This window comes from Ornithinimicrobium kibberense (assembly GCF_006519705.1).
Classification (GTDB): Bacteria; Actinomycetota; Actinomycetes; order Actinomycetales; family Dermatophilaceae; genus Ornithinicoccus; species Ornithinicoccus kibberensis.
The window spans coordinates 95,279-117,150 of record NZ_VFXM01000013.1; the positions used below are offsets into that span (position 1 = coordinate 95,279).

Consider the following 21,872-nt stretch of genomic DNA (forward strand, 5'->3'; position numbering starts at 1 on the left):
CCGTCGCCCGGGGTCGCCCGTCCCCGCCCCCCGACAGGGACGACGCAGGGCCGGCGCGGCTCGTCTCCGCACCGGCCCCTCCGCCCACCCCCACGGACGGGGGTATGGCGCGTCAGCTCAGCTGTTCTTCTCCAGCTCGGCGGCCTGACGCTCGACGTCCTCCAGCCCGCCGCACATGAAGAAGGCCTGCTCGGGCACGTGGTCGTACTCGCCGTCGGCGACCTTGGTGAAGGCCTCGATCGTCTCGGACAGCGGGACGGTCGAACCCTCGATGCCGGTGAACTGCTTGGCCACGTAGGTGTTCTGCGACAGGAACCGCTGGATCCGGCGGGCCCGGCCGACGAGGATCTTGTCCTCCTCGGAGAGCTCGTCGATCCCGAGGATGGCGATGATGTCCTGCAGCTCCTTGTAGCGCTGGAGGATCGACTTCACCCGCACGGCCGTGTCGTAGTGCTCGCGGGTGATGTAGCGCGGGTCGAGGATCCGGCTGGTGGAGGTCAGCGGGTCCACGGCCGGGTAGATGCCCATGGAGGCGATCGGGCGGGACAGCTCGGTGGTCGCGTCCAGGTGGGCGAACGTCGTCGCCGGGGCCGGGTCGGTGTAGTCGTCGGCCGGGACGTAGATCGCCTGCATCGAGGTGATCGAGTGACCACGGGTGGAGGTGATCCGCTCCTGCAGCGTGCCCATCTCGTCGGCCAGGTTGGGCTGGTAGCCCACCGCGGACGGCATCCGGCCCAGCAGCGTGGAGACCTCCGAGCCGGCCTGGGTGAACCGGAAGATGTTGTCGATGAAGAGCAGCACGTCCTGCTTCTGCACGTCGCGGAAGTACTCCGCCATCGTCAGCGCGGACAGGGCGACCCGCAGACGGGTGCCCGGCGGCTCGTCCATCTGGCCGAAGACCAGGGCGGTCTGGCCGAGGACGCCGGCCTCCTCCATCTCGACGATGAGGTCGTTGCCCTCACGGGTGCGCTCGCCGACCCCGGCGAACACCGACACACCGCCGTGGTCGCGGGCCACGCGGGCGATCATCTCCTGGATGAGCACGGTCTTGCCCACGCCGGCGCCGCCGAACAGGCCGATCTTGCCGCCCAGCACGTAGGGGGTCAGCAGGTCGATGACCTTGATGCCGGTCTCGAACATCTGGGTCTTGGACTCCAGCTGGTCGAAGGCCGGCGCCTGGCGGTGGATGCCCCAGCGCTCGGTGATCTCCAGGGTCTCGCCCTCGGGCAGGTCGAGCACGTCGCCGGTGGCGTTGAACACGTGGCCGAGGGTCACGTCGCCCACGGGCACGGTGATCGGTCCGCCGGTGTCCTGCACGGCCGCGCCGCGGACGAGACCGTCGGTGGGCTGCAGCGAGATCGCGCGCACCATGTTGTCGCCGATGTCCTGGGCGACCTCGAGGTTGATGGTCTTGGTCTCCCCGCCGAGGGTGACCTCGGTCTTGAGGAGGTTGTAGAGGGAGGGCATCTGCCCGGGCGGGAACTCGACGTCGACGACCGGGCCGATGATCCGGGACAGACGACCGACGCCGCCCTGCGACTGCTCCTGTGCCGGAGCCTCAGTGGTAGCCATGCTCATGGTTTCGGTTCCTTCTCACTTGGCGTCGGCGAGGGCGCTCGCGCCGCCCACGATTTCGCTGATCTCTTGGGTGATCTCGGCCTGGCGGGCCTGGTTCGCCAGCCGGGTGTAGGTCTTGATGAGCTCCTCGGCGTTGTCCGTGGCCGACTTCATCGCCCGCTGGCGGGCGGCCAGCTCGGACGCGGACGCCTGCAGCAGCGCGTTCCAGATCCGGGAGGTGACGTACTTGGGCAGCAGCGCGTCGAGCACCTCGCCGCCGTCGGGCTCGAACTCGTAGAGGGGGTAGATGTCCTCCTCCGTCGCCGGGCTGTCGTCCTCGACGACCTCCAGCGGCAGCAGCCGCACGACGTGCACCTCCTGGGTGACCATCGAGACGAACCGCGTGGAGACGATGTGCAGCTCGTCGACCCCGCCGTTCTCCGAGCCCGCCACGAAGTCCTCGGTCAGCCGGGTGGCGATCTCCTTGGCCACCTCGAAGGTGGGCGCGTCGGAGAAGCCGGACCAGGACTGCTCGAAGGAGCGCCCGCGGAACTTGTAGTAGCCCTCGGCCTTGCGCCCGGAGAGGTAGGGGACGAACTCCTTGCCCTCGTCGTCGACGAGCAGCTCGCGCAGCTGCTCGCTGCGCTTGAGCACGTTGCCCGCGTAGGCCCCGGCCAGACCCCGGTCGCTGGTGATGATGAGCACGCCGGCCCGGCGGACCGCCTCCCGCTCGGTGGTCAGGGGGTGGTCGACGTCGGAGTAGCTGGCGACGGCGGACACGGCGCGGGTGATCGCGTTCGCGTAGGGCGTCGTCTCGGCGACCCGCTGGCGGGCCTTGACCACGCGGGAGGCCGCGATGAGCTCCATCGCCCGGGTGATCTTCTTGGTCGACTGGACGGACCGGCTGCGCTGGCGGTACTCCCGCTGCTGCGCTCCCATATCTCGCCTCTCTCGTGTGTCGGTGACGTCTGCGGTCGGTGCGTGCCTGCCGGCCGGGGCCGGGTATGCCGTGGAGCGCGCCCCACGGCATACCCGCGGGGGTCAGCGGCGACGGACCTTGATCTGCTCCTGGTCCACGTCCTCGTCCTCGAGGGCGTCGACGTTGTCGAAGTCCTCGTCCGAGCCCACGCGGACCTCCTGGCTGTCGTCCGGGCTGAACTCCTGCGTGAAGGCCTTCATCGCCTCCACGAGGGTCGCCTCGGTGTCGTCGCCGAGCTTGCCGGTCTCGCGGATGCCGTCGAGCAGGCCGCGCTGGTTGCGGCGCAGGTGGTCGATCCACTCGTTCTCGAACCGGCGCACGTCGGAGACGGGCACCGAGTCGATGTGGCCGTTGGTGCCGGCCCAGATGATCGCCACCTGCTCCTCCACCGGGACCGGCGAGGACTGCGGCTGCTTGAGCAGCTCCACCATCCGGGCGCCGCGCTCGAGCTGGGCCTTGGACGCCGCGTCGAGGTCGGAGGCGAACATCGCGAAGGCCTCCATCTCGCGGAACTGCGCCAGGTCGACCTTGAGGCGGCCCGAGACCGACTTCATCGCCTTGATCTGGGCGGCGCCGCCGACCCGGGAGACCGAGACACCGACGTCGATCGCCGGCCGGACGTTGGAGTTGAACAGGTCGGCCTGCAGGTAGATCTGGCCGTCGGTGATCGAGATGACGTTCGTCGGGATGTAGGCCGAGACGTCACCGGCCTTGGTCTCGATGATCGGCAGGCCGGTCATCGAGCCCGCGCCCAGGTCGTCGGAGAGCTTGGCGCAGCGCTCCAGCAGCCGGCTGTGCAGGTAGAAGACGTCGCCCGGGTAGGCCTCACGGCCCGGCGGGCGGCGCAGCAGCAGCGACACGGCGCGGTAGGCCTCGGCCTGCTTGGACAGGTCGTCGAAGACGATGAGGACGTGCTTGCCCTGGTACATCCAGTGCTGGCCGATGGCCGAGCCGGTGTAGGGGGCGAGGTACTTGAAGCCGGCCGCGTCCGAGGCGGGGGCCGCCACGATCGTGGTGTACTCCAGCGCGCCCTGCTCCTCCAGGGTGCCGCGCACGCCGGCGATGGTGGAGCCCTTCTGGCCGATCGCCACGTAGATGCAGCGGACCTGCTTGTCCGGGTCGCCGGACTCCCAGTTGGCCTTCTGGTTGAGGATCGTGTCGATCGCCACGGCGGTCTTGCCGGTCTGGCGGTCGCCGATGATGAGCTGGCGCTGGCCGCGGCCGATCGGGATCATCGAGTCGATGGCCTTGATGCCGGTCTGCATCGGCTCGTGCACCGACTTGCGCATCATCACGCCGGGCGCCTGCAGCTCCAGGGCGCGTCGGCCCTCGTCCTCGATGTCGCCGAGGCCGTCGATCGGCACGCCGAGCGGGTTGACGACCCGGCCCAGGTAGTTGTCCCCGACGGGCACCGAGAGGACCTCGCCGGTGCGGCGCACCGGCTGCCCCTCCTCCAGCCCGGAGAAGTCGCCCAGCACGATGACACCCACCTCGTGGACGTCCAGGTTCAGCGCCAGGCCGAGGGTGCCGTCCTCGAACTCCAGCAGCTCGTTGGTCATGACCGAGGGCAGGCCCTCGACGTGGGCGATGCCGTCGCCGGCGTCGACCACGCGCCCGACCTCCTCGCGGGAGGCGGCGCTCGGCTCGTAGGACTGGACGAACTGGTCCAGGGCGTCCCGGATCTCCTCCGGACGGATCGAAAGCTCCGTCATGTCTCTTCTCCTCGTCGTCGGTCCGCTGGCGCGGCCCGGGTGTCTGTCGTGGCGGGTATGGGGTGGCTCAGCTGGTCATCTGGCGGCGGGCGTCGGCCAGGCGCTGGCTGACGGTCCCGTCGATGACCTCGTCGCCGATCTCCACCCGGATGCCACCGACGACGTCCTCGTCGATGACCACGTTCGTGTGGACCTGGCGGCCGTACTGGGTGCTCAGGGCTGCGGTGAGCCGCTCGAGCTGCTGCGTGGACAGCGGCACCGCGCTGGTGACGGTCGCGGTGACCTGGTCCTGCCGGTCGGCGGCCTGCTCCAGGAAGGAGGCGATGGCCAGGTCGAAGCGGCGGCCGCGGGTGCCGGCGACGGCCTGCCGGGCCAGGCTGACCGTCTCCGGGGAGCTGCGCACCGCCAGCAGACGGTCCACCAGGGACCCCTTCGCCTGCGCGTCGGCCCGCCGGTCCGCCAGGGCGGCCTGCAGGTCGGGGGTGCCCTCGACGATCCGGGCGAACCGGAACAGCTCGTCCTCGACCTGCCCCAGCCGGCCGTGCCGCTGGGCCTGGGCGAGCATGGCCTCGACGCCGAGCCGCTCGAGCGCGGTCACCAGGTCACCCTGGCGCGGCCAGCGCTGGGCCACGGTGGCCCGGGCGACGGACAGGGCGTCCCCGCCGACCTTGCCGGCCAGCAGCCGTTCCGCCAGGGTGGCCTTGTCGGCGCCCTCGCGGGAGGGGTCGGCCAGGTTGCGGCGCAGCGTCGGGTTGGCCTCGACGACCCGGGCCACGGCCCACAGGTCCTCGGCCACCCGGGCCGGATCGCCCTCCAGCACCTGCTGGAGGGCCTGGTCGGCCTCGTGGTAGGACCGGCGGAAGGCGCTCTCCATCAGCGTCCCTGCTCCGCCCCGAGGCGCTGCGGGCTGATCGCGCCCGACTCGAGGTCACCGAGGAAGCGGTCCACGATGCCGCTCTGGCGGGCCTCGTCGTGCAGCGACTCGCCGACGATCTTGCTGGCCAGGGCGGTGGAGATCGCACCGACCTCGCCCCGCAGCTGGACCATCGCCTGCTGGCGCTCGGCCTCGACCTGCTTGTGGGCGGTCTCGGTGATGCGGTTCGCCTCGGTCTGCGCCTGCTGGCGCATCTCGGCGATGATCTGGGCGCCTTGCTCCTTGGCCTGCTCGCGGATGCGCGCGGCCTCGGCGCGGGCCTCGCCGAGCTGGTCCTCGTACTGCTTCTTCGCCGCGGCGGCCTCGGCCTGGGCCTGCTCGGCCGCCTGCATCCCGCCCTCGATCGCGGCCGTGCGCTCGGCGTAGACCTTCTCGAGGGTGGGGACGATCTTCTTGGCGACGAACCAGTAGAAGAGGCCGAAGACGATCAGCCCGAAGATGAGCTCGGGCATGTAGGGAAGGATCGGGACGGCATCCTCCCCGGCGCCGATCGGCTCGGCAGCCCTCAGGACGCCCGTCGCGATCGTGGTGTGCTCCACGAGCGGCTCCTCACGTGTGCGTGTCCCTCGGTGCCCTCACGGGCCCCGGCGGGACGGGTCTGGACGGGTCGGGGTCGGGTCAGCCGACGAAGAACGCGATGAAGAACAGCACCAGACCGAAGATGGCCAGCGCCTCGGCGAGCGCGAAGCCGAGGATGGCGATCGGCTGCAGCTTGCCCTGCGCCTCGGGCTGGCGGGCGACGCCGTTGATGTAGGCGGCGAAGATCAGACCCACGGCGATGGCCGGGCCGATGGTGGACAGGCCGTAGCCGAGCAGAGTGATGTCACCAGTCACGTCGTATCTCTTTCTGTGTGATGTCCCGACGGGGCGGCGCCCCGTCGAAGGCCTTGGAACTATTCAGTTGTGCGGGTGTGGTCGGTGGTCCGGGCGGGCGCCGGCCGTCGCGGGGACGGTCAGTGCTCGTCGGCGAGGGCGCCCCCGATGTAGGAGGCGGCCAGGAGGGTGAAGACGTAGGCCTGCAGGAACTGGACCAACGCCTCGAAGGCGGTCAGCGCCACGCCGAGGATCCAGGCGGGGATGGCGACCAGCATGAGGCCGGGGTCGTAGGTCTTGAACAGGTACCAGCCGCCGACGATGAAGACGACCAGGAGCATGTGGCCGGCGAACATGTTGCCGAAGAGTCGCAGGGCGAGCGTCAGCGGGCGGGTGATGAAGAAGGTGATGAGCTCCAGCAGGAGGATGAACGGCTTGATCCACCCCGGCAGGCCGCTGGGGAGCATGCCGCCCAGGTAGGCGCCGATGCTGCCCTTCTTGCGCAGCCCCACCCAGTGGTAGACGACGTACACCAGCAGCGTCAGCCCGATGGGGAAGGCCACCCGGGCCATCGTCGGGTTCTGGAACGGCGGGACGATGCCCATGAGGTTGTTCAGCAGGATGAAGACGAACAACGAGAACAGGAACGGCACGAACGGCATGAACTCCTTGCTGCCGATCATGTCGCGCGCGATGCCGTTGCGGCCGAAGTTGTAGACCTGCTCGGTCAGCCACTGGCCCTTGCCGGGCACGAGGGCGGCCTGCCGGGTGGTCAGCCACAGCCAGACCATGAGGATGACGGTGGCGATCGCCATGAGCAGCATCGGCCGGGTGAAGTAGTACTCGGTGCCCGGGATCGCGAACAGCGGCTGCCAGAAGTCGCCCGGCGTGGGCGGGAAGTGGCTGGACTCGCCTTCAGCCATGGGCAGCACCAGCCCAGCGGCCGTCATGGTCGCACTCACGCGTTCTCCTTCACAGGGTGTTCGACGGGTGTCGGGGCTGGCTCCCGGACAGGGTGCGACGCCGTGGGGTCGCGGTGGGACACCGACGTCATGACCTACCGTACCTGAGCCAGATGACGTACATGGACAGCACCATCCCGCCGAGCACCCCGACGGGCAGCAGGAACCAGGTGCCCAGCAGCAGGTCGAGCACCCAGCCCAGCGCCCCGAAGCCCACCGGCCCGGCGAGCAGGTAGGCCAGCACGGCGTTGCCGAGGTCGGTCTGCCGGGCCATGCCGACGACCTCCCGCTCGGTGCCGCCGTGCGGCGAGGGGATGGAGGGGCGGGGCGGGTCGCCCGGGCGGCCGGCGTCGGGGCCCGGGGTGCCGGGGTCGGTCACCGGACCTCCCCCGGGAGCGTGACGTCCAGCTGGGGACGGGACCGCAGGTAGCCCACGACGAGGCCGGCCTGGAAGACCAGACCGGTGACGACGAAGGCGACGACCAGCGGGAGGACCTGCAGCCAGGTTGTCTGCGCCAGCGCCCAGATCGTCACCGCGAGCACGGCCATCTGCACGATCAGGACGCCGAACGCCCCCGCCATGGTCGTGGCGGTGGGTCCGCTGAGCACCCCGCGGATGCCGAGCACCCCGAGGACGAACACCGCCGCGGAGATTCCCACCCCCAGCAGGGCCGACACCGCCGCCCAGCCGCCGGCGGCGGCCCACGTCAGCAGCGGGACCAGCACGACCAGGGGGGCGACCGGCAGCAGCCCGCCGAGCAGCATCGAGGCCACCGGCGTGCGCGCACGGAGCGTCGCGGGGGCGGCGGTCATGGCTGCTCCTGAGGGGTCGGAAACTTTGTGAAAGTTATCACAAGCCCCGGCGCCGGCCGGAAACCTGCAGGCCGGGCGGTCAGGCGGTCCTCGCCGGGACGCTCTCCGGACGTCGGGTGAGCGCGATCGCCAGGCCCAGCAGCAGCAGGATGCCCACGACGGAGACCCACACCGGCAGGTAGGCGAAGGAGACCGCCCCGACGGCGATGAGGCCGGACCACAGGTAGAGGACGACCACCGCCCGACGGTGGCTGTGGCCGATGTCGAGCAGCCGGTGGTGCAGGTGGCCGCGGTCCGGCTTCCAGGGCAGCTGCCCCGCACGGGTCCGCCGCAGCACCGCCAGCACGATGTCCAGGAAGGGCAGGGCCATGATGGCGATCGGGATGAGCAGCGGCAGCAGGATCGCGGTCGCGGCCGAGGCGGTCGCCACCGAGGAGCTGGGGTCGACCGAGCCGGTCATCGAGATCGTCGCGGCGGCCAGCAGCAGCCCCAGCAGCAGGGCGCCGGCGTCGCCCATGAACAGCCGGGCCGGGTGGAAGTTGTGCGGCAGGAAGCCCAGGCACACCCCGATGAGGGCCGCGCTGATGAAGGTCGCGGTGGAGAACACGTTGGGCGGGTCGAAGTTCGTGCTCACCAGGTAGGACCACCCGAAGAACGCCGAGGCGGCGATGAGCACGACCCCGGCCGCCAGCCCGTCCAGGCCGTCGATGAAGTTGACCGCGTTCGTGGACACGACGACGACGAGGACGGTGAGGGTCACCATGACCGGCTCGGGCAGGACCGTGACCCCGGCGATCGGCAGCGACAGGAGCTGGACGCCGAAGAAGGCCATCACGGCCCCGGCGACCACCTGGCCGGCCAGCTTGGTCGCCCAGTCCAGGTCCCGGACGTCGTCCAGCGCCCCGAGCAGCGTGACGAGGGTGGCCGCCGCGAGCACCCCGTAGAGCTGGGGCGAGGAGTCGAAGAGCTGCCCGTGGTAGGGCAGCTGGGAGCCGAGCACGACCGCGGCGGCGAAGCCGAGGAGCATGGCCACGCCCCCGAGCCGCGGCACCGGGGTGGCGTGCACGTCCCGGTCGCGCACGGGGGTGATCGCCCCGACGACGAGCGCGAGCCGCCGGACCAGCGGGGTCGCCAGGTACGTGACGACCGCCGCGGTCAGCAGCACCATGAGGAACTCGCGCACGTCAGGTCACCTTCCCCGACGGCCTCCGGTCCCCCGGGGTCGGTCGGTCGATGTCCGGCTCAGCCGGCCTGCGGCTCCGGGTAGGCCGGGTAGGAGGTGAGCAGCTCGCCCACCTCCGCCCGGATCTCCCGGGCGACCGCGTGGTCCGGGTCCCCGTCGGTCCGGGTCACGGCCCGGTGGATGAGCTCGGCGACGGTCTCCATCTGCTCGGGCCCCATCCCCTGGGTCGTCACGGACGGGCTGCCGACGCGGATGCCGGAGGCCACGTTCGGCTTCTCCGGGTCGAACGGGATGGCGTTCTTGTTCAGCACGATGCCGGCCGCGTCGCACCGGGCCTCCGCGTCGACACCGGTGACACCCACGCCGCGCAGGTCGTGCAGCGACAGGTGCGTGTCGGTGCCCCCGGTGATCGGGCGGATGCCACGGCTGTCCAGGCCGCCGGCCAGCGCCCGGGAGTTGTCGAGCACCTGCTGGGCGTAGGCCTGGTAGGCCGGCGTCGCGCACTCGGCGAAGTTGACCGCCTTGCCGGCGACCGCGTGCATGAGCGGTCCCCCCTGCATCATCGGGAACACCGCCCGGTCGATCTTCTTGGCGTGCTCCGCCTTGCACACGATCGCGCCGCCCCGTGGTCCGCGCAGCACCTTGTGGGTGGTGAAGGAGACCACGTCGGCGTGCGGGACCGGGGAGGGGATGACCTTGCCGGCGACGAGGCCGATGAAGTGCGCCGCGTCGACCCAGAAGATGGCACCGACCTCGTCGGCGATGGCGCGGAAGCGCTCGAAGTCGATGAGCCGGGGGATCGCCGAGCCCCCGGCGAGGATGACCTTGGGGCGGTGCTCCTTGGCCAGCGCCTCGACCTGGTCGTAGTCGATGTCCTCGGTGTCGGGGTGCACGCCGTAGTGGACGGCGTTGAACCACTTGCCGGAGAAGCTGACCTTGAAGCCGTGGGTCAGGTGGCCGCCGTGGTCCAGCGACATCGCCAGGATGGTGTCCCCCGGCGAGGCGAAGGCGCCGTACACCGCCTGGTTGGCGCTGGCCCCCGAGTGCGCCTGGACGTTGGCGTGGTCGGCCCCGAAGAGCTGCTTGGCCCGCTCGACCGCCAGCTTCTCGACCTTGTCGACCTCCGCGCAGCCGCCGTAGTAGCGGGCGTCGGGATAACCCTCGGCGTACTTGTTCGACAGGGTCGAGCCCAGGGCCGCCAGGACCGCCGGACTGGTCTGGTTCTCGCTGGCGATCAGCTGCAGCCCGCTGCGCTGCCGGTCCAGCTCGGCCACGAGCAGCTCGGCGATCTGCGGATCCTGGTCCAGCAGGCTCGCGAAGCTGGGGCCGTAGTACGTGTCGGGGGTCACGGCGGTGGTCATGGGCCCCACTGTAGGGGGTCGTCCCCGTCGGCGGGGGGCGCGCCGCGACCGACTCAGCGGCTCAGGGTGCGGAAGGCCGTGGCCGGCACGGCCACCCCGCTCGGGCTCACGCTGCCCACGAGGTCCGCCGGCCCCGCCGTGCCCTGCCCGGCCGGGCCGTCGGGAGCCTCCTCGACCTCGGCGTCCACCTCCCCGGGCTCCCGCAGCCGCGTCGTGCCCAGGACCGCCCGGACGTCCTCCACGGACAGGGCACCGGTGCGCAGGAGCCCCGGCTCCTCCCCGGTGCAGTCCAGGATCGTCGAGGGCAGACCGCCCGTCCGGGGCCCGTCGTCGAGGTAGACGGCGACGGCCGCGCCCAGCTGCTCGACGGCCTCCGTCCCGGTGGTGGCGGCCGGGCTGCCGGTGACGTTGGCGCTCGTCACGGCCATCGGCCCCACCTCGGCGAGCAGCGACAGGGCCACCTCGTCGTCCGGCATCCGCAGCGCCACCGTCCCGTTCGTCTCGCCCAGGTCCCACCGCAGCGACGGCTGCGCGCGCAGCACGAGCGTGAGCGGACCGGGCCAGAAGTGCCGCATGAGGATGCGGGCGTACATCGGCACGTCGACGGCCAGGCCCTCCACGGTCCGCGGGTCGGGCACCAGGACCGGCGGGGGCATCTCCCGGCCCCGGTGCTTGGCCGCCAGCACCATCGCCACCGCCACCACGTCGAAGGCGTCCGCCCCCACGCCGTAGACGGTGTCGGTGGGCAGCACCACGACCTTGCCGGCACGGACCGCCTCGGCGGCCCGGTCGAGGGCCTGCTGCCGGGTCCGCGGGTCGGTGCAGTCCAGCAGCCGGTCCTGCACGGGCGGGCCAACGGGCATCGGGGTCTCCTCCGGCGGGGTCGGGGCGGGGGCTGACGTGCCGACCGGGTCGCCCGGCCGTCGGCACCCAGTGTCTCACCGCCACCCCGGGCGTGGTGCGCTCCGCCACGTCCCCGTGTCACCTAGAGTTGCGCGCGTCCCTCCGTTGCTCAACAGTGGAGGACGACGACCTGGGCGCACCCCGCGCCCGGGCCACCGAAGGAGAGTGAGAATCATGCGCGGAAGCGGCCTGATCTGGACGATCGTGGGCATCCTGCTCATCATTGCCCTGCTGATCTGGATCTTCTGATCACGACCCCTCCCCTCACGGCCCGCCCCGGTCCGCGCACGTCGCGGGTCCGGGGCGGTGTCGTTCACGGCCCGGCGCGGACCGCCCGGACCACCCTCGGCAGCCCCGCGAGGTCGTCGTGGTCCTCGACCGAGGACCAGCAGCCCTGGGCCGCCAGCGCCTCCGGCAGGCTGCGACCCTGCGCCGCGGCGTGCTCCATGAGCAGCACCCCGCCCGGACGGAGCAGCACGGCCGCCCGCGCGGCGACCTCGAGCGGCACCTGCAGACCGTCGTCCCCGCCGCCGTAGAGGGCCACCCGGGGGTCGTGCTCCCTCACCTCGACGTCGACCGGGACGGCGTCCGGGGGGATGTAGGGCGGGTTGCTCGTCACGACGTCCACCCGGCCGACCAGGTCCTCGAACGCCTCCTGCGCGCGGCCCAGCCGCAGGTCGACCGGGAGCCCGGTGCGCTCCACGTTCCGCACCGCGTACCGGTGGGCGTCCTCGGCCAGCTCCACCGCCCCCACCCGGGCGTCGGGACGCGCGCGGGACACGGCGAGGGCGATCGCCCCGCTGCCCGTGCACAGGTCGACCACGGTCGGCGCGTCCACCTCGTCCAGGGCCGCCAGCGCCAGCCCGACGAGCACCTCGGTCTCGGGCCGCGGCACGAACACCCCCGGCCCCACGACGAGGTCGACCCCGCCCAGGTGCGCCGTCCCGGTGAGGTGCTGCAGCGGCACCCGAGCGGCCCGGCGGTCCACGAGCTCGTGGTATGCCGTCGCGCCCGGGTGCGGCACCACCTCGCCCAGGAGGCGGGCCCGGCGCAGCTCGCCCACGGACCGGCCCAGGACGTGCGCGAGCAGGACCTCCGCGTCGACGGTGGGGCTCGGGACGCCCGCCGGGGCCAGCCGGGCGGCCGCCCCGCGGACCAGCGCGTCGACGGTGTCCGGGGACCCGGTCACCGGTCGCCCGCCCGGGCCAGGCGCTCGGCCTCGTCGGCGTCGACCGCCGACTGCACCACCGGGTCGAGGTCCCCGTCGACGACCTGGTCCAGGTTGTAGGCCTTGAACCCGGTGCGGTGGTCGACGATCCGGTTCTCCGGGAAGTTGTAGGTGCGGATGCGCTCGCTGCGGTCCACCGTGCGCACCTGGCTGCGGCGCTGCTCGCTGGCGGCCGCCTCGGCCTCGTCGACGGCGATCTGGTGCAGCCGGGCGCGCAGGACCCGCAGCGCCGACTCCTTGTTCTGCAGCTGCGACTTCTCGTTCTGGCAGGAGACGACCAGCCCCGAGGGCAGATGGGTGATGCGCACCGCGGAGTCGGTGGTGTTGACCGACTGCCCGCCCGGTCCGGAGGAGCGGAAGACGTCGATCTTGAGGTCGTTGCCGTCCAGCGCGACCTCGGCGGGGTCCTCGACGTCGGGCATGACGAGCACCCCTGCCGCGGAGGTGTGGATCCGGCCCTGGCTCTCGGTCACCGGGACCCGCTGCACGCGGTGCACGCCGCCCTCGTACTTCAGCCGCGCCCACGGCGCCTCGCCCGGCACCGGCGTACCCGTGGCCTGGACCGAGACCCGGGCGTCCTTGTAGCCGCCCAGGTCGGACGGGGTCGCGTCGAGCAGCTCGGTGCGCCAGCCCCGCCGCTCGGCGTACCGCAGGTACATCCGCAGCAGGTCGCCGGCGAAGAGGGCCGACTCCTCGCCGCCCTCGCCGGCCTTGACCTCGAGGATGACGTCGCGGTCGTCGTCGGGGTCGCGGGGCACCAGCTGACGGCGCAGGACCTCGGCCGCGGCGGCCTCCGCCTGCTCCAGCGACGGGACCTCCTCGGCGAAGGACGGGTCGTCGACGGCGAGCTCGCGCGCGGTCGCGAGGTCCCCGGCGGCCCGCTCCCAGGCGCGGTAGGCCCCGACGGTCGGCGTGAGCGCGGCATACCTGGTGTTGAGGCGCCGCAGGGCGGTCGGGTCGCCGTGCACGGCCGGGTCGCCGAGCCGCTGCTCGATCTCGGCGTGCTCGGCCAGGAGGGGGAGGGCGGAGCCGAAGTCGGAGGTGGACATCAGCAACCTCTCGGGATGGTGGGGCGACGGTCGACCTGGAGGCGGACCGGGAACGGCAGACGCCGGCCCCGCGAGCTGCTCGCGGGACCGGCGTCGGGAGGCCTACTTGGCGTCGGCCTTCTTGCCGTAGCGCTCCTGGAAGCGGGCGACGCGGCCACCGGTGTCCAGGATCTTCTGCTTGCCGGTGTAGAACGGGTGGCAGCTGGAGCACACGTCGGCGCTGATGCGCCCGGACGTGGCGGTGCTGCGGGTGGTGAACGACGCCCCGCAGGTGCAGGTCACCTGGGTCTCGACGTACTCCGGGTGGATGTCCTTCTTCATGTCTTCTCCTAGGGGTGGCGGGTTCCCCGGGTCGGTGGCGCGGCAGCGCCGCCGTGAACCGGTGGGCCAACGGGACATTCTGCCAGAGCGGGGCGGTCCGGGTCCATTCCCGCGGGCGGTCACACCGCCGGCACGTCGAAGAAGCTGCGTCGCTCCCGGACCCGGCCGTCCGCGTCGTAGGCGAGGAAGTCCGCGAAGCCCACCTCGACCGCGGAGCCGTCCCGCAGCCGGCCCACGAACCGGCCACGCACCGCCACCCGCCGGTCCTGCACCACGAGCTCGTCCAGGTGGTGGGCCCCGGACTCGATGACCCGCTCGCCCCCGTAGAAGCGCCGCAAGGCCTCCCGGCCGAGCATCGGGGGGTAGCCGGGCCGGTGGTAGACCGCGTCCTCGGCGAACCAGTCGAGCACGGCCGCCACGTCGCCGGCGTCGACCCGCTCGTAGTAGTACCGCGTGCGGGCCGTCAGGTCGGCGGCCGCGTCCGTCCCCCCGCTCATCCCGCTCCCCCCGCCGTCAGCCGGGCCAGGGCACGCCGCCGGGCGGCCTCGACCGGGGTCGTCCCGTGCTCGTCCGCGTCCCGCAGGACCTCCGCCGCCCGGTCGCCGATCGCCTCGAGCCGGGCGACGAGCTGCTCCTCCGACCACCCCGCCTGCCCGGCGTGCACCTGGACCACGCCCCCGGCGTTGGCGAGGAAGTCGGGCACGACGGTGACGCCGGCGTCCCGGAGCAGGTCGGCGACCTCGGGGGTGTCCAGCATGTCGTTGGCCGCCCCGCAGACGACGCGGGCGCGCAGGGAGCCGACGACCGGCGCCGTCAGCACCCGGGCCACGGCGCACGGAGCCAGCACGTCGCAGTCGGTGGTCACGGCCGCCTCGGCCGCCACCACCTCTCCCCCCACCTCGGCCGCCACGGCCCGCGCCCGCGCCTCGTCGACGTCGGCGACCACCAGGTGCGCCCCGTCGGCGGCGGCCCGACGGGCCACGTCGGCGCCGACGTGGCCGGCGCCCTGGACCACGACGCGCACGCCGTCCATCCCCCGCCCCAGCGCGTGCCGCACCGCCGCCCGCATGGCGGCATACACACCGCGGCCGGTGTAGGGCCCCGGGTCCACCTCGTCGCAGAAGGCGCGCGCCCCCCGCCCCCGGATCGTCTGCATGTCGGCGACCGTCGTCCCCATGTCCACGCCGGGCACGTAGCTGCCCGCGGTCCGGGCCACGAAGTCGCCGTAGCGCTCCATCAGCGCGACCCGCCCCGCCGAGCCGGGGGCCGGCAGGGGGCCGTCCGCGAGGACCACGGACTTGGCACCGCCGTAGGGCAGCTCGGCCAGCGCGTGCTTGAGCGTCATCGCCCTGGCCAGCCGCTGGGCCTCCGCGACGGCGGCCCCGGTCGAGGGGTAGGGGCGCCAGCGGACCCCGCCGAAGCCCGGTCCCAGCGTGGTGTCGTCGATCGCGACGACGGCCCGCAGCCCCACCCGATCGTCCCGGCAGGTGATCACCTGCTCGACGTCGAAGAGCTCGGGCAGGTCGTCCTCGGGGGCACCCTGGCGCATGGCGCCAGGGTGCCACACGCCGGTCAGTCCTCGTCGTCCAGCCGGACCGAGGACGTCTGCTGGACCTGGGTGAGGAACTCGTAGTTGTGCTTGGTGCGACGCAGACGGTCGAGCAGCAGCTCGATGCCCTGCTGCTGGTCGAGCGCGGAGAGCACCCGGCGCAGCTTCCACATGATCTTCAGCTCCTCGCCGCCCATGAGGATCTCCTCGCGGCGGGTGCCGGAGGCGTTCACGTCCACCGCAGGGAAGGTGCGCCGGTCGGCCAGGTGGCGCGAGAGCCGCAGCTCCATGTTGCCGGTGCCCTTGAACTCCTCGAAGATCACCTCGTCCATCTTGGAGCCGGTCTCGACCAGCGCGGTCGCCAGGATCGTCAGCGAGCCGCCGTTCTCGATGTTGCGGGCCGCGCCGAAGAACTTCTTCGGCGGGTACAGCGCCGAGGAGTCGACGCCGCCGGACAGGATCCGGCCCGAGGCCGGGGCCGACAGGTTGTAGGCGCGGCCCAGCCGGGTGATGCCGTCGAGCAGGACCACGACGTCCTGGCCCAGCTCGACCAGGCGCTTGGCCCGCTCGATGGCCAGCTCGGCGACCGTGGTGTGGTCCACGGCCGGACGGTCGAAGGTGGAGGCGATGACCTCGCCCTGCACGGTCCGCTCGAAGTCGGTGACCTCCTCCGGACGCTCGTCCACCAGGACGATCATGAGGTGGACCTCGGGGTTGTTCTGGCTGATGGCGTTGGCGATCGCCTGCATGATCATCGTCTTGCCCGCCTTGGGCGGGGAGACGATGAGTCCGCGCTGGCCCTTGCCGATCGGCGCGACCAGGTCGATGACCCGGGTGGTCAGGTTCTTCTGGTCGGTCTCCAGGCGCAGCCGGTCCTGAGGGTAGAGCGGGGTCAGCCGGCTGAACTCGGGCCGCTGCCGGGCCTGCTCGGGGCTCTGGCCGTTGATCGAGTCCAGCCGCACGAGCGCGGCGAACTTGCCACGGTCACGCTTGTTGCCGGTCGAGGAGACGGTCTGGGTGTGGTCCTGCCCGTCCTGCGGGGCCTTGATCGCGCCGGTGACGGCGTCGCCCTTGCGCAGGCCGTACTTGCGGACCATGCCCAGCGGGACGTAGATGTCCGTCGGACCGGGCAGGTAGCCGGTCGTGCGGATGAAGGCGTAGCTGTCCAGCAGGTCGAGCACGCCGCCGACGGGGACGAGCACGTCCTCCTCGGAGTAGCTCTCCTCGACGTCCCGCTGGCCCCCGGTCTGACCGCCCTGGCGCTGCTGGTCCTCGCCCCCGGGGCCGCGCCCGCGCTTGCGGTCCCGGCTGCGCTGACGGTTGCGCCGGCGGCGGCCACGGCCGTCGTCGTCCTCGTCCCCGCCCTGGCCGCCCTGGCGCTGGTCGCCCTGCCGCTGGTCGCCCTGACGCTGGTCGCCCCCCTGCTGGGAGCGGTCGCCGCCGTTCTGGTCGCCGCCGTTCTGTCCACGGCCGTCCCGTCGCTGGTGCTGCTCGTCGCGCCGGTCCTGGCGCTCGTCGCGCCGGTCCTGGCGCCCCTGGTCCCGGCGGTTCTCCTCGCCCGAGCCCGCGCGTTCGTCGACGCGCGGCGCTCCGGCCGAGGAACCGGCACGACGGGTGCGGCGGGTGCGCCCGCCCTCCCGCTGGGCCTCGGCCCGGTCCAGGACGGCGTCGAGGTCGACCGCCGGCCCGCCCTCGCCGGAGGACCGCTCCTCGCGGGCGGGCTGCTCCGCCTGCGCGGGCTGATCCGCCCGCGCGGGCTGCTCCTTGCGGGGGGACTGCGCCGGGCGTCCGGCGCCGTCGCCGGTGCGGACGTCGCCACCACCGCGGCGCTCGCGGATGGCGGAGACGAGGTCGGCCTTGCGCATCTTGGCGTCGACGGCGATGCCCATGCTCGAGGCGAGCTGCTGCAGCTCGGCCAGTCGGAGGGTGCTGAGCGCACCGGTCCTGGTCGTGGCAGCCTGACTGATGTCGGTCACGTACTGTCCTTCCCCCTCGGCCCGGGCTGCGCCGGACATGGGGTCCTGGGGTGTGGTCCGACGCGGACGGCGCCGGACGGGGACGTGCCACGGACGCGAGCCGGATCGTCGGTCGGGCGACCGGACGTCGATGGACGTCGGTCCGTGGATGGATGTTCCGGAGCTCGACCTGGACCGGCCGGACCGCTCACGGAATGGCCCCAACATAACACGGCGTCAGCCCCGGCGGACCACCCGCACGATGTCGCCCAGGACCGCCGAGGCGGTCTCGTCGCCGCCGGCGCCGGCCCCCTGGAGCCGCAGCGTCCCGGCGCTCTCGGCCTCGATGATCAGCACGTTCGCGCTCTCCCGGGCCTGGGCCAGCGGGTCGTCCTGCGGCAGGGCCACCGGCCGGACGGCGACCTCGACCCGTCGGTGCCCCGCGGACCCGCGGCACCAGGCGGAGGCGACCAGCTTGATCACGGTCCCCGCCCCCGCGGCCTGCCGGAAGTCCTCGTCGGTCAGGTCGGCGATGCCGCGCCGCTGGACGTCCTCGAGCGTGACCGGCACGCCCCAGGCCGCGCGGGCCAGGATGACGATCTTGGCCGCGGCGTCCAGGCCCTCGAGGTCCTCGGTCGGGTCCGCCTCCAGGTAGCCCAGCTCACCGGCCTGACGCACGGCCTCCTCGAAGGGCACCCCGCGACGGGCGACGAGGTCGAGCACGAAGTTCGTCGACCCGTTGACGACGCCGGAGATCGCCGTGACGACGTCCCCGGCGAGCGCCTCCCTGACCACGGACAGGACCGGGACCGCGGCGACCACGGCGCCCTCGTACTCCAGCGACGTGCCGTGCTCGTCGGCGAGGGCGTGCAGCGCGGGGCCGTGCTGGGCGATCAGCTGCTTGTTGGCGGTCACGACCGGCACGCCGCGCCGCAGGGCCCGCTCGACGAGGGCGCGGGCGGGCTGGATGCCCCCCATGACCTCCACCACCACGTCGGCCCGGTCGACGAGCGTCTCGGCGTCGTCGGTGATGAGCGAGGGGTCGATCCCCTCCCGGGGCCGGGCGGTGTCCCGCACGGCGACGCCGGCGAGCTCGAACCGGCGACCGGTCCGTCTCTCGTAGAGGTCCGCGCGGCCGACGAGGCGGCGGGCGACCGCGGCACCGACGGTGCCGGCTCCGAGCAGGGCGATCCGGACGGGGGGTGCGGTCATGTCGGTCACATCCGTTCCGGGGCCGAGACGCCGAGCAGGGCCAGCCCGTTCGCAAGCACCTGCCGGGTGGCGTCGTTGAGCCACAGCCGGCTCCGGTGCAGGTCGGTGATCTCCTCGTCCGCGTCCACCGGTCGGACCCGGCACTCGTCGTACCACTTGTGGAACCGGCCGGCCAGCTCCTCGAGGTAGCGGGCCACCCGGTGGGGCTCCCGCAGCTGGGCCGCCTGGGCCAGCACCCGGGGGTAGTCCCCGAGCACGGCGAGGAGGGCGGCCTCGGTCTCGTGGCCGAGCAGCGAGGGGTCGAAGCCGTCCTCCCGGCGCACCCCGTCCTCGGCGGCCAGCCGGGCCACGTTGCAGGTGCGCGCGTGAGCGTACTGGACGTAGTAGACCGGGTTCTCCGTGCTGCGGCGGGTGAGCAGGTCCAGGTCGATGTCGATGTTGCTGTCGGCCGAGGACCGGGTCAGGGCGTAGCGGGCCGCGTCCACGCCGACCGCCGAGACCAGGTCCTCCAGGACGACGACGGTCCCGGCCCGCTTGGACATCCGCACCGGCTGCCCGTCCTTGACGAGGTTGACCATCTGTCCGATGAGGATCTCCAGGTTGGTCCCCGGCTCGTCCCCGAAGGCGGCGCACATCGCCATCATCCGGCTGACGTAGCCGTGGTGGTCGGCGCCGAGCATGATGATCGCCCGGTCGAAGCCACGCTCGCGCTTGTCGAGGTAGTAGGCCAGGTCGCCGGCGATGTAGGCCGGCTGCCCGTCGCTCTTGAGCACGACCCGGTCCTTGTCGTCCCCGTAGTCGGTGGTCCGCAGCCACAGGGCGTCGTCCTTCTCGTACATCACCCCCAGCTCGGTGAGCCGGTCGACCGCACGGCGGACCGCCCCTGACTCGTGGACGGAGTTCTCGTGGAAGTAGACGTCGAAGTCGACGCCGAACTCGTGCAGGGAGGCCTTGATCTCCTCGAACATCAGGGCCACGCCGACCGCCCGGAACCGCTCCTGCGCCTCCTCGTCGGGCAGGTCGAGCGCGTCCGGCTCGACCTCCAGGACCCGCCGGGCGATGTCGCTGACGTAGGCACCGGCGTAGCCGTCCACGGGGGCCGGCCGCCCCTGGGCCGCGGCCAGCAGCGACCGGGCGAACCGGTCGATCTGGGCGCCGTGGTCGTTGAAGTAGTACTCCCGCACCACGTCCGCCCCCGAGGCCTGCAGCACCCGGGCCAGGGCGTCGCCCACGGCGGCCCACCGGGTGCCGCCCAGGTGGATCGGGCCGGTCGGGTTGGCCGAGACGAACTCCAGGTTGATCCGCTCACCCGCCAGGGCCTCGCCCCGGCCGTACGCGGCTCCCGCCTCGACGATCGTCCGGGCCAGCTCCCCGGCGCTGGCGGCGTCGACGGTGATGTTGAGGAAGCCGGGGCCGGCGACGTCCACCCGGGCCACGCCGGGCACCTGCCCGAGCGCGTCGGCGAGCTGCCCGGCGAGCTCACGGGGAGGCATGCCGGCCTGCTTGGCCAGCTGGAGGGCGACGTTCGACGCCCAGTCGCCGTGCTCGCGGGTCCGCGGCCGTTCGACCCGGACGGCCGAACGCTCCGGGACGGCGACCGGCAGGTCCCCCCGGGCGACGGCCTCGGTCAGGACGGCGTGGATGGCGTCGGCGAGCTGGTCTGGGGTCACCCCCGGGAGTCTAGTGGTGGCCCGGCGCGGGGTTCGGAGCAGCACCCGGCGCCTGCTACAGTTTCTCGTCGTTGCCCCCGTAGCTCAGGGGATAGAGCACCGCCCTCCGGAGGCGGGAGCGCAGGTTCGAATCCTGCCGGGGGCGCAACGTAGAAGGCCTCTGACCTGCGCGTCCGGCTTTGGGGCGTTCCGTACGTGCAACATACGTGCAACAACGCCACTGCCCCGTCCCGGACTACTCAGACCTCAGGTCCGCGCGCCGGGCCCAGAACCTGCTGACCAACGCCAGACGCAGCTAGGAGCGTATGGCCAGCCAGAGTCGGTGAGCTCGAACTCGGCAGACGCCGCGACGACGACTTCGCCGACCGCTTCCGTCAATGGCGGCTCTTCGACTTTGAGCGTGGTGGGGCCCTGAAGCGGGGCTCGCGGCCCTGCGCCAACATGGGTGTTGTCTAGACATCTCATGAGCGAGGACCGCGAGCGTGCACCAGCCTACGTTCGACGTCGATGCGGCGTCGATCCTGTTCAACCTGTCCGGCTACCGAGTCGTGACGGCCAGCCCTGCCCTTGGCGGTGAGCGGGTGCGGCAGGTGGTGATCGAGACGACCACGGGCGAGGGCGCCTGCCCGTCCTGCGGGGTGCTCTCCTCACGGGTGCACGCCAGGCCGGTCCAGCACGTGAAAGACGTGGCCTGCGGTGGTGAGCGGCTCGACGTGCTCGTGCGCAAGCGGCGCTACGCCTGCCGTGAGGCGCTGTGCCCGCGGCGCTCGTTCACCGAGGAGACCGAGCAGCTGCCCGCCCGGGCCCGGGTGACGACGAGGCTGGCCGAGCAGGTGATCAGCGCCTGCCGGGCCGAGCCGCGCGCGGTGTCCCGGGTCGCGGACGAGGCGGACCTGTCGTGGCCGACGGTGATGCGGATGCTGACCACCACCCTGGACCTGGACACCGGCGTCGACCGTCGGCACGTCAAGCGCCTGGGGATCGATGAGCACCGGTTCCGCACCGTGCGCTACCTGCGCGACCCCGACACCCAGACGGTGAAGCGGATCGAGCCGTGGTCGATCGTGTTCACCGACCTGGACGACGGCGCGATCCTGGACGTCGTCGACGGCCGCCGCGGCGCGACGGTCAAGGCGTGGCTGGGCGCCCGGCCGCGGTGGTGGCGCCGGCGCGTGCAGATCGTCGCGCTCGACATGTCCAGTGAGTTCCGTGCCGCCGTCCGCAAGGCACTACCCCGGGCGAGGGTCAGCGTGGACCACTGGCACGTGGTGCGGCTGGCCAACGAGATGGTCACCAAGGTGAGGCGCCGTCGGGTGTGGGAGCTGCACGAGCGTCGCGGCCGGGCGACCGACACCCCGTGGAGGTACCGCAAGCTGCTCACCTGCGCCGGCGACCGGCTCACCGTCCGGCAGGAGCACGTCCGCCAGGTCCTCACCGCCCGGGACACGTCCTCGTTCCAGCGGCACTGGGCCCGCCTCGAGAGCGCCGTGCGCGCCACCCGCCTGCCCGAGCCGGTGGCGCTGTTCCGCACCTGCGGGCCTGGCGACGCGAGCTGCTCACGTTCTGCAGGACCAGGGTCACGAACGCGCGCACCGAGGCGGCGAACCTGACCGCCAAGACGATCAAGAGGGTCGGGCGCGGGTACCGCAACCACCGAAACTACAGATGCCG

At 72.5% G+C, this 21,872-nt stretch carries 20 protein-coding genes, 1 tRNA gene and 1 pseudogene; 2 read left to right on the forward strand and 20 right to left on the reverse strand.

All coding sequences use genetic code 11. The features are described from left to right. Positions 1 to 117 precede the first annotated feature (117 nt). The 20 genes from atpD to argS all read right to left on the reverse strand — a co-directional run bounded on the left by atpD (position 118) and on the right by argS (position 20,201). On the reverse strand, positions 118 to 1,578 hold the full coding sequence (atpD, locus tag FJR00_RS12220) for a F0F1 ATP synthase subunit beta (RefSeq protein ID WP_141338986.1): 1,461 nt from the start codon (positions 1,576 to 1,578) through the stop codon (positions 118 to 120). Between the two features lie 15 nt (positions 1,579 to 1,593). Then, complete coding sequence (locus tag FJR00_RS12225; RefSeq protein ID WP_075957430.1) at positions 1,594 to 2,496, reverse strand: F0F1 ATP synthase subunit gamma; 903 nt, start codon at positions 2,494 to 2,496, stop codon at positions 1,594 to 1,596. Between the two features lie 102 nt (positions 2,497 to 2,598). Beyond that, entirely contained in the window at positions 2,599 to 4,248 is a 1,650-nt protein-coding gene (gene atpA / locus FJR00_RS12230) for a F0F1 ATP synthase subunit alpha (RefSeq protein WP_075957431.1), read from the reverse strand. Positions 4,249 to 4,315: 67 nt separating this feature from the next. Beyond that, positions 4,316 to 5,122, reverse strand: a complete 807-nt coding sequence (locus FJR00_RS12235) for a F0F1 ATP synthase subunit delta (RefSeq protein WP_141338987.1) — start codon at positions 5,120 to 5,122, stop codon at positions 4,316 to 4,318. Next, positions 5,122 to 5,721, reverse strand: coding sequence for a F0F1 ATP synthase subunit B (locus tag FJR00_RS12240; protein ID WP_377466368.1), 600 nt, complete (start codon positions 5,719 to 5,721; stop codon positions 5,122 to 5,124). Before FJR00_RS12240 ends, FJR00_RS12235 begins: the two co-directional genes overlap by 1 nt. A 79-nt stretch (positions 5,722 to 5,800) precedes the next feature. After that, positions 5,801 to 6,016: an ATP synthase F0 subunit C gene (locus tag FJR00_RS12245; RefSeq protein ID WP_075957433.1), complete on the reverse strand. Its 216-nt coding sequence runs from the start codon at positions 6,014 to 6,016 to the stop codon at positions 5,801 to 5,803. Positions 6,017 to 6,135: 119 nt separating this feature from the next. After that, positions 6,136 to 6,957, reverse strand: a complete 822-nt coding sequence (gene atpB / locus FJR00_RS12250) for a F0F1 ATP synthase subunit A (protein ID WP_237770036.1) — start codon at positions 6,955 to 6,957, stop codon at positions 6,136 to 6,138. An 88-nt stretch (positions 6,958 to 7,045) separates the two neighbouring features. Continuing rightward, positions 7,046 to 7,336 carry an AtpZ/AtpI family protein gene (locus FJR00_RS16010; RefSeq protein WP_075957435.1) on the reverse strand — a complete coding sequence of 97 codons (291 nt, stop codon included), beginning with the start codon at positions 7,334 to 7,336 and terminating at the stop codon, positions 7,046 to 7,048. Continuing rightward, positions 7,333 to 7,770, reverse strand: coding sequence for a hypothetical protein (locus FJR00_RS12260; RefSeq protein ID WP_141338988.1), 438 nt, complete (start codon positions 7,768 to 7,770; stop codon positions 7,333 to 7,335). Before FJR00_RS12260 ends, FJR00_RS16010 begins: the two co-directional genes overlap by 4 nt. 79 nt (positions 7,771 to 7,849) lie before the next feature. Then, positions 7,850 to 8,953 carry a glycosyltransferase family 4 protein gene (locus tag FJR00_RS12265; protein ID WP_075957437.1) on the reverse strand — a complete coding sequence of 368 codons (1,104 nt, stop codon included), beginning with the start codon at positions 8,951 to 8,953 and terminating at the stop codon, positions 7,850 to 7,852. Between the two features lie 59 nt (positions 8,954 to 9,012). After that, positions 9,013 to 10,314 carry a serine hydroxymethyltransferase gene (locus FJR00_RS12270; RefSeq protein WP_141338989.1) on the reverse strand — a complete coding sequence of 434 codons (1,302 nt, stop codon included), beginning with the start codon at positions 10,312 to 10,314 and terminating at the stop codon, positions 9,013 to 9,015. Positions 10,315 to 10,367: 53 nt separating this feature from the next. After that, positions 10,368 to 11,177 (reverse strand): L-threonylcarbamoyladenylate synthase, encoded by an 810-nt coding sequence (locus FJR00_RS12275; protein WP_075957439.1) that lies wholly within the window; start codon positions 11,175 to 11,177, stop codon positions 10,368 to 10,370. A 353-nt stretch (positions 11,178 to 11,530) separates the two neighbouring features. After that, on the reverse strand, positions 11,531 to 12,406 hold the full coding sequence (gene prmC, locus FJR00_RS12280) for a peptide chain release factor N(5)-glutamine methyltransferase (RefSeq protein ID WP_141338990.1): 876 nt from the start codon (positions 12,404 to 12,406) through the stop codon (positions 11,531 to 11,533). Next, on the reverse strand, positions 12,403 to 13,494 hold the full coding sequence (gene prfA / locus FJR00_RS12285; RefSeq protein ID WP_141338991.1) for a peptide chain release factor 1: 1,092 nt from the start codon (positions 13,492 to 13,494) through the stop codon (positions 12,403 to 12,405). Before prfA ends, prmC begins: the two co-directional genes overlap by 4 nt. A 102-nt stretch (positions 13,495 to 13,596) precedes the next feature. After that, positions 13,597 to 13,815 (reverse strand): 50S ribosomal protein L31, encoded by a 219-nt coding sequence (rpmE, locus tag FJR00_RS12290; protein ID WP_075957440.1) that lies wholly within the window; start codon positions 13,813 to 13,815, stop codon positions 13,597 to 13,599. Between the two features lie 119 nt (positions 13,816 to 13,934). Then, positions 13,935 to 14,312, reverse strand: a complete 378-nt coding sequence (locus FJR00_RS12295; RefSeq protein WP_141338992.1) for a nuclear transport factor 2 family protein — start codon at positions 14,310 to 14,312, stop codon at positions 13,935 to 13,937. Continuing rightward, positions 14,309 to 15,364 (reverse strand): Glu/Leu/Phe/Val dehydrogenase dimerization domain-containing protein, encoded by a 1,056-nt coding sequence (locus tag FJR00_RS12300; protein ID WP_141338993.1) that lies wholly within the window; start codon positions 15,362 to 15,364, stop codon positions 14,309 to 14,311. Before FJR00_RS12300 ends, FJR00_RS12295 begins: the two co-directional genes overlap by 4 nt. 23 nt (positions 15,365 to 15,387) lie before the next feature. Continuing rightward, entirely contained in the window at positions 15,388 to 17,340 is a 1,953-nt protein-coding gene (gene rho, locus FJR00_RS12305; protein ID WP_272949583.1) for a transcription termination factor Rho, read from the reverse strand. Between the two features lie 216 nt (positions 17,341 to 17,556). Beyond that, positions 17,557 to 18,531 (reverse strand): homoserine dehydrogenase, encoded by a 975-nt coding sequence (locus tag FJR00_RS12310; protein WP_141338995.1) that lies wholly within the window; start codon positions 18,529 to 18,531, stop codon positions 17,557 to 17,559. 5 nt (positions 18,532 to 18,536) lie between these two features. Next, entirely contained in the window at positions 18,537 to 20,201 is a 1,665-nt protein-coding gene (argS, locus tag FJR00_RS12315) for an arginine--tRNA ligase (protein WP_141338996.1), read from the reverse strand. Between the two features lie 73 nt (positions 20,202 to 20,274). Between argS and FJR00_RS12320 the strand changes: the two genes are divergently transcribed. Together FJR00_RS12320 and FJR00_RS12325 are read left to right on the forward strand one after the other, a co-directional pair. Beyond that, positions 20,275 to 20,346 (forward strand) — tRNA-Arg (locus FJR00_RS12320). A 337-nt stretch (positions 20,347 to 20,683) separates the two neighbouring features. Next, positions 20,684 to 21,872: pseudogene (locus tag FJR00_RS12325) on the forward strand (ISL3 family transposase); the annotation flags it as partial.

Bases quoted from the DNA above. Each gene is read 5' to 3' on its own strand.
- rpmE (WP_075957440.1), bottom strand. From the start codon at position 13,815: ATGAAGAAGGACATCCACCCGGAGTACGTCGAGACCCAGGTGACCTGC.
- FJR00_RS12300 (WP_141338993.1), bottom strand. From the start codon at position 15,364: ATGCGCCAGGGTGCCCCCGAGGACGACCTGCCCGAGCTCTTCGACGTC.
- FJR00_RS12310 (WP_141338995.1), bottom strand. From the start codon at position 18,531: ATGACCGCACCCCCCGTCCGGATCGCCCTGCTCGGAGCCGGCACCGTC.
- FJR00_RS12235 (WP_141338987.1), bottom strand. From the start codon at position 5,122: ATGGAGAGCGCCTTCCGCCGGTCCTACCACGAGGCCGACCAGGCCCTC.
- FJR00_RS12260 (WP_141338988.1), bottom strand. From the start codon at position 7,770: ATGACCGCCGCCCCCGCGACGCTCCGTGCGCGCACGCCGGTGGCCTCG.
- atpD (WP_141338986.1), bottom strand. From the start codon at position 1,578: ATGAGCATGGCTACCACTGAGGCTCCGGCACAGGAGCAGTCGCAGGGC.
- FJR00_RS12275 (WP_075957439.1), bottom strand. From the start codon at position 11,177: ATGCCCGTTGGCCCGCCCGTGCAGGACCGGCTGCTGGACTGCACCGAC.
- FJR00_RS12270 (WP_141338989.1), bottom strand. From the start codon at position 10,314: ATGACCACCGCCGTGACCCCCGACACGTACTACGGCCCCAGCTTCGCG.
- FJR00_RS12225 (WP_075957430.1), bottom strand. From the start codon at position 2,496: ATGGGAGCGCAGCAGCGGGAGTACCGCCAGCGCAGCCGGTCCGTCCAG.
- prfA (WP_141338991.1), bottom strand. From the start codon at position 13,494: ATGTCCACCTCCGACTTCGGCTCCGCCCTCCCCCTCCTGGCCGAGCAC.
- FJR00_RS12295 (WP_141338992.1), bottom strand. From the start codon at position 14,312: ATGAGCGGGGGGACGGACGCGGCCGCCGACCTGACGGCCCGCACGCGG.
- atpA (WP_075957431.1), bottom strand. From the start codon at position 4,248: ATGACGGAGCTTTCGATCCGTCCGGAGGAGATCCGGGACGCCCTGGAC.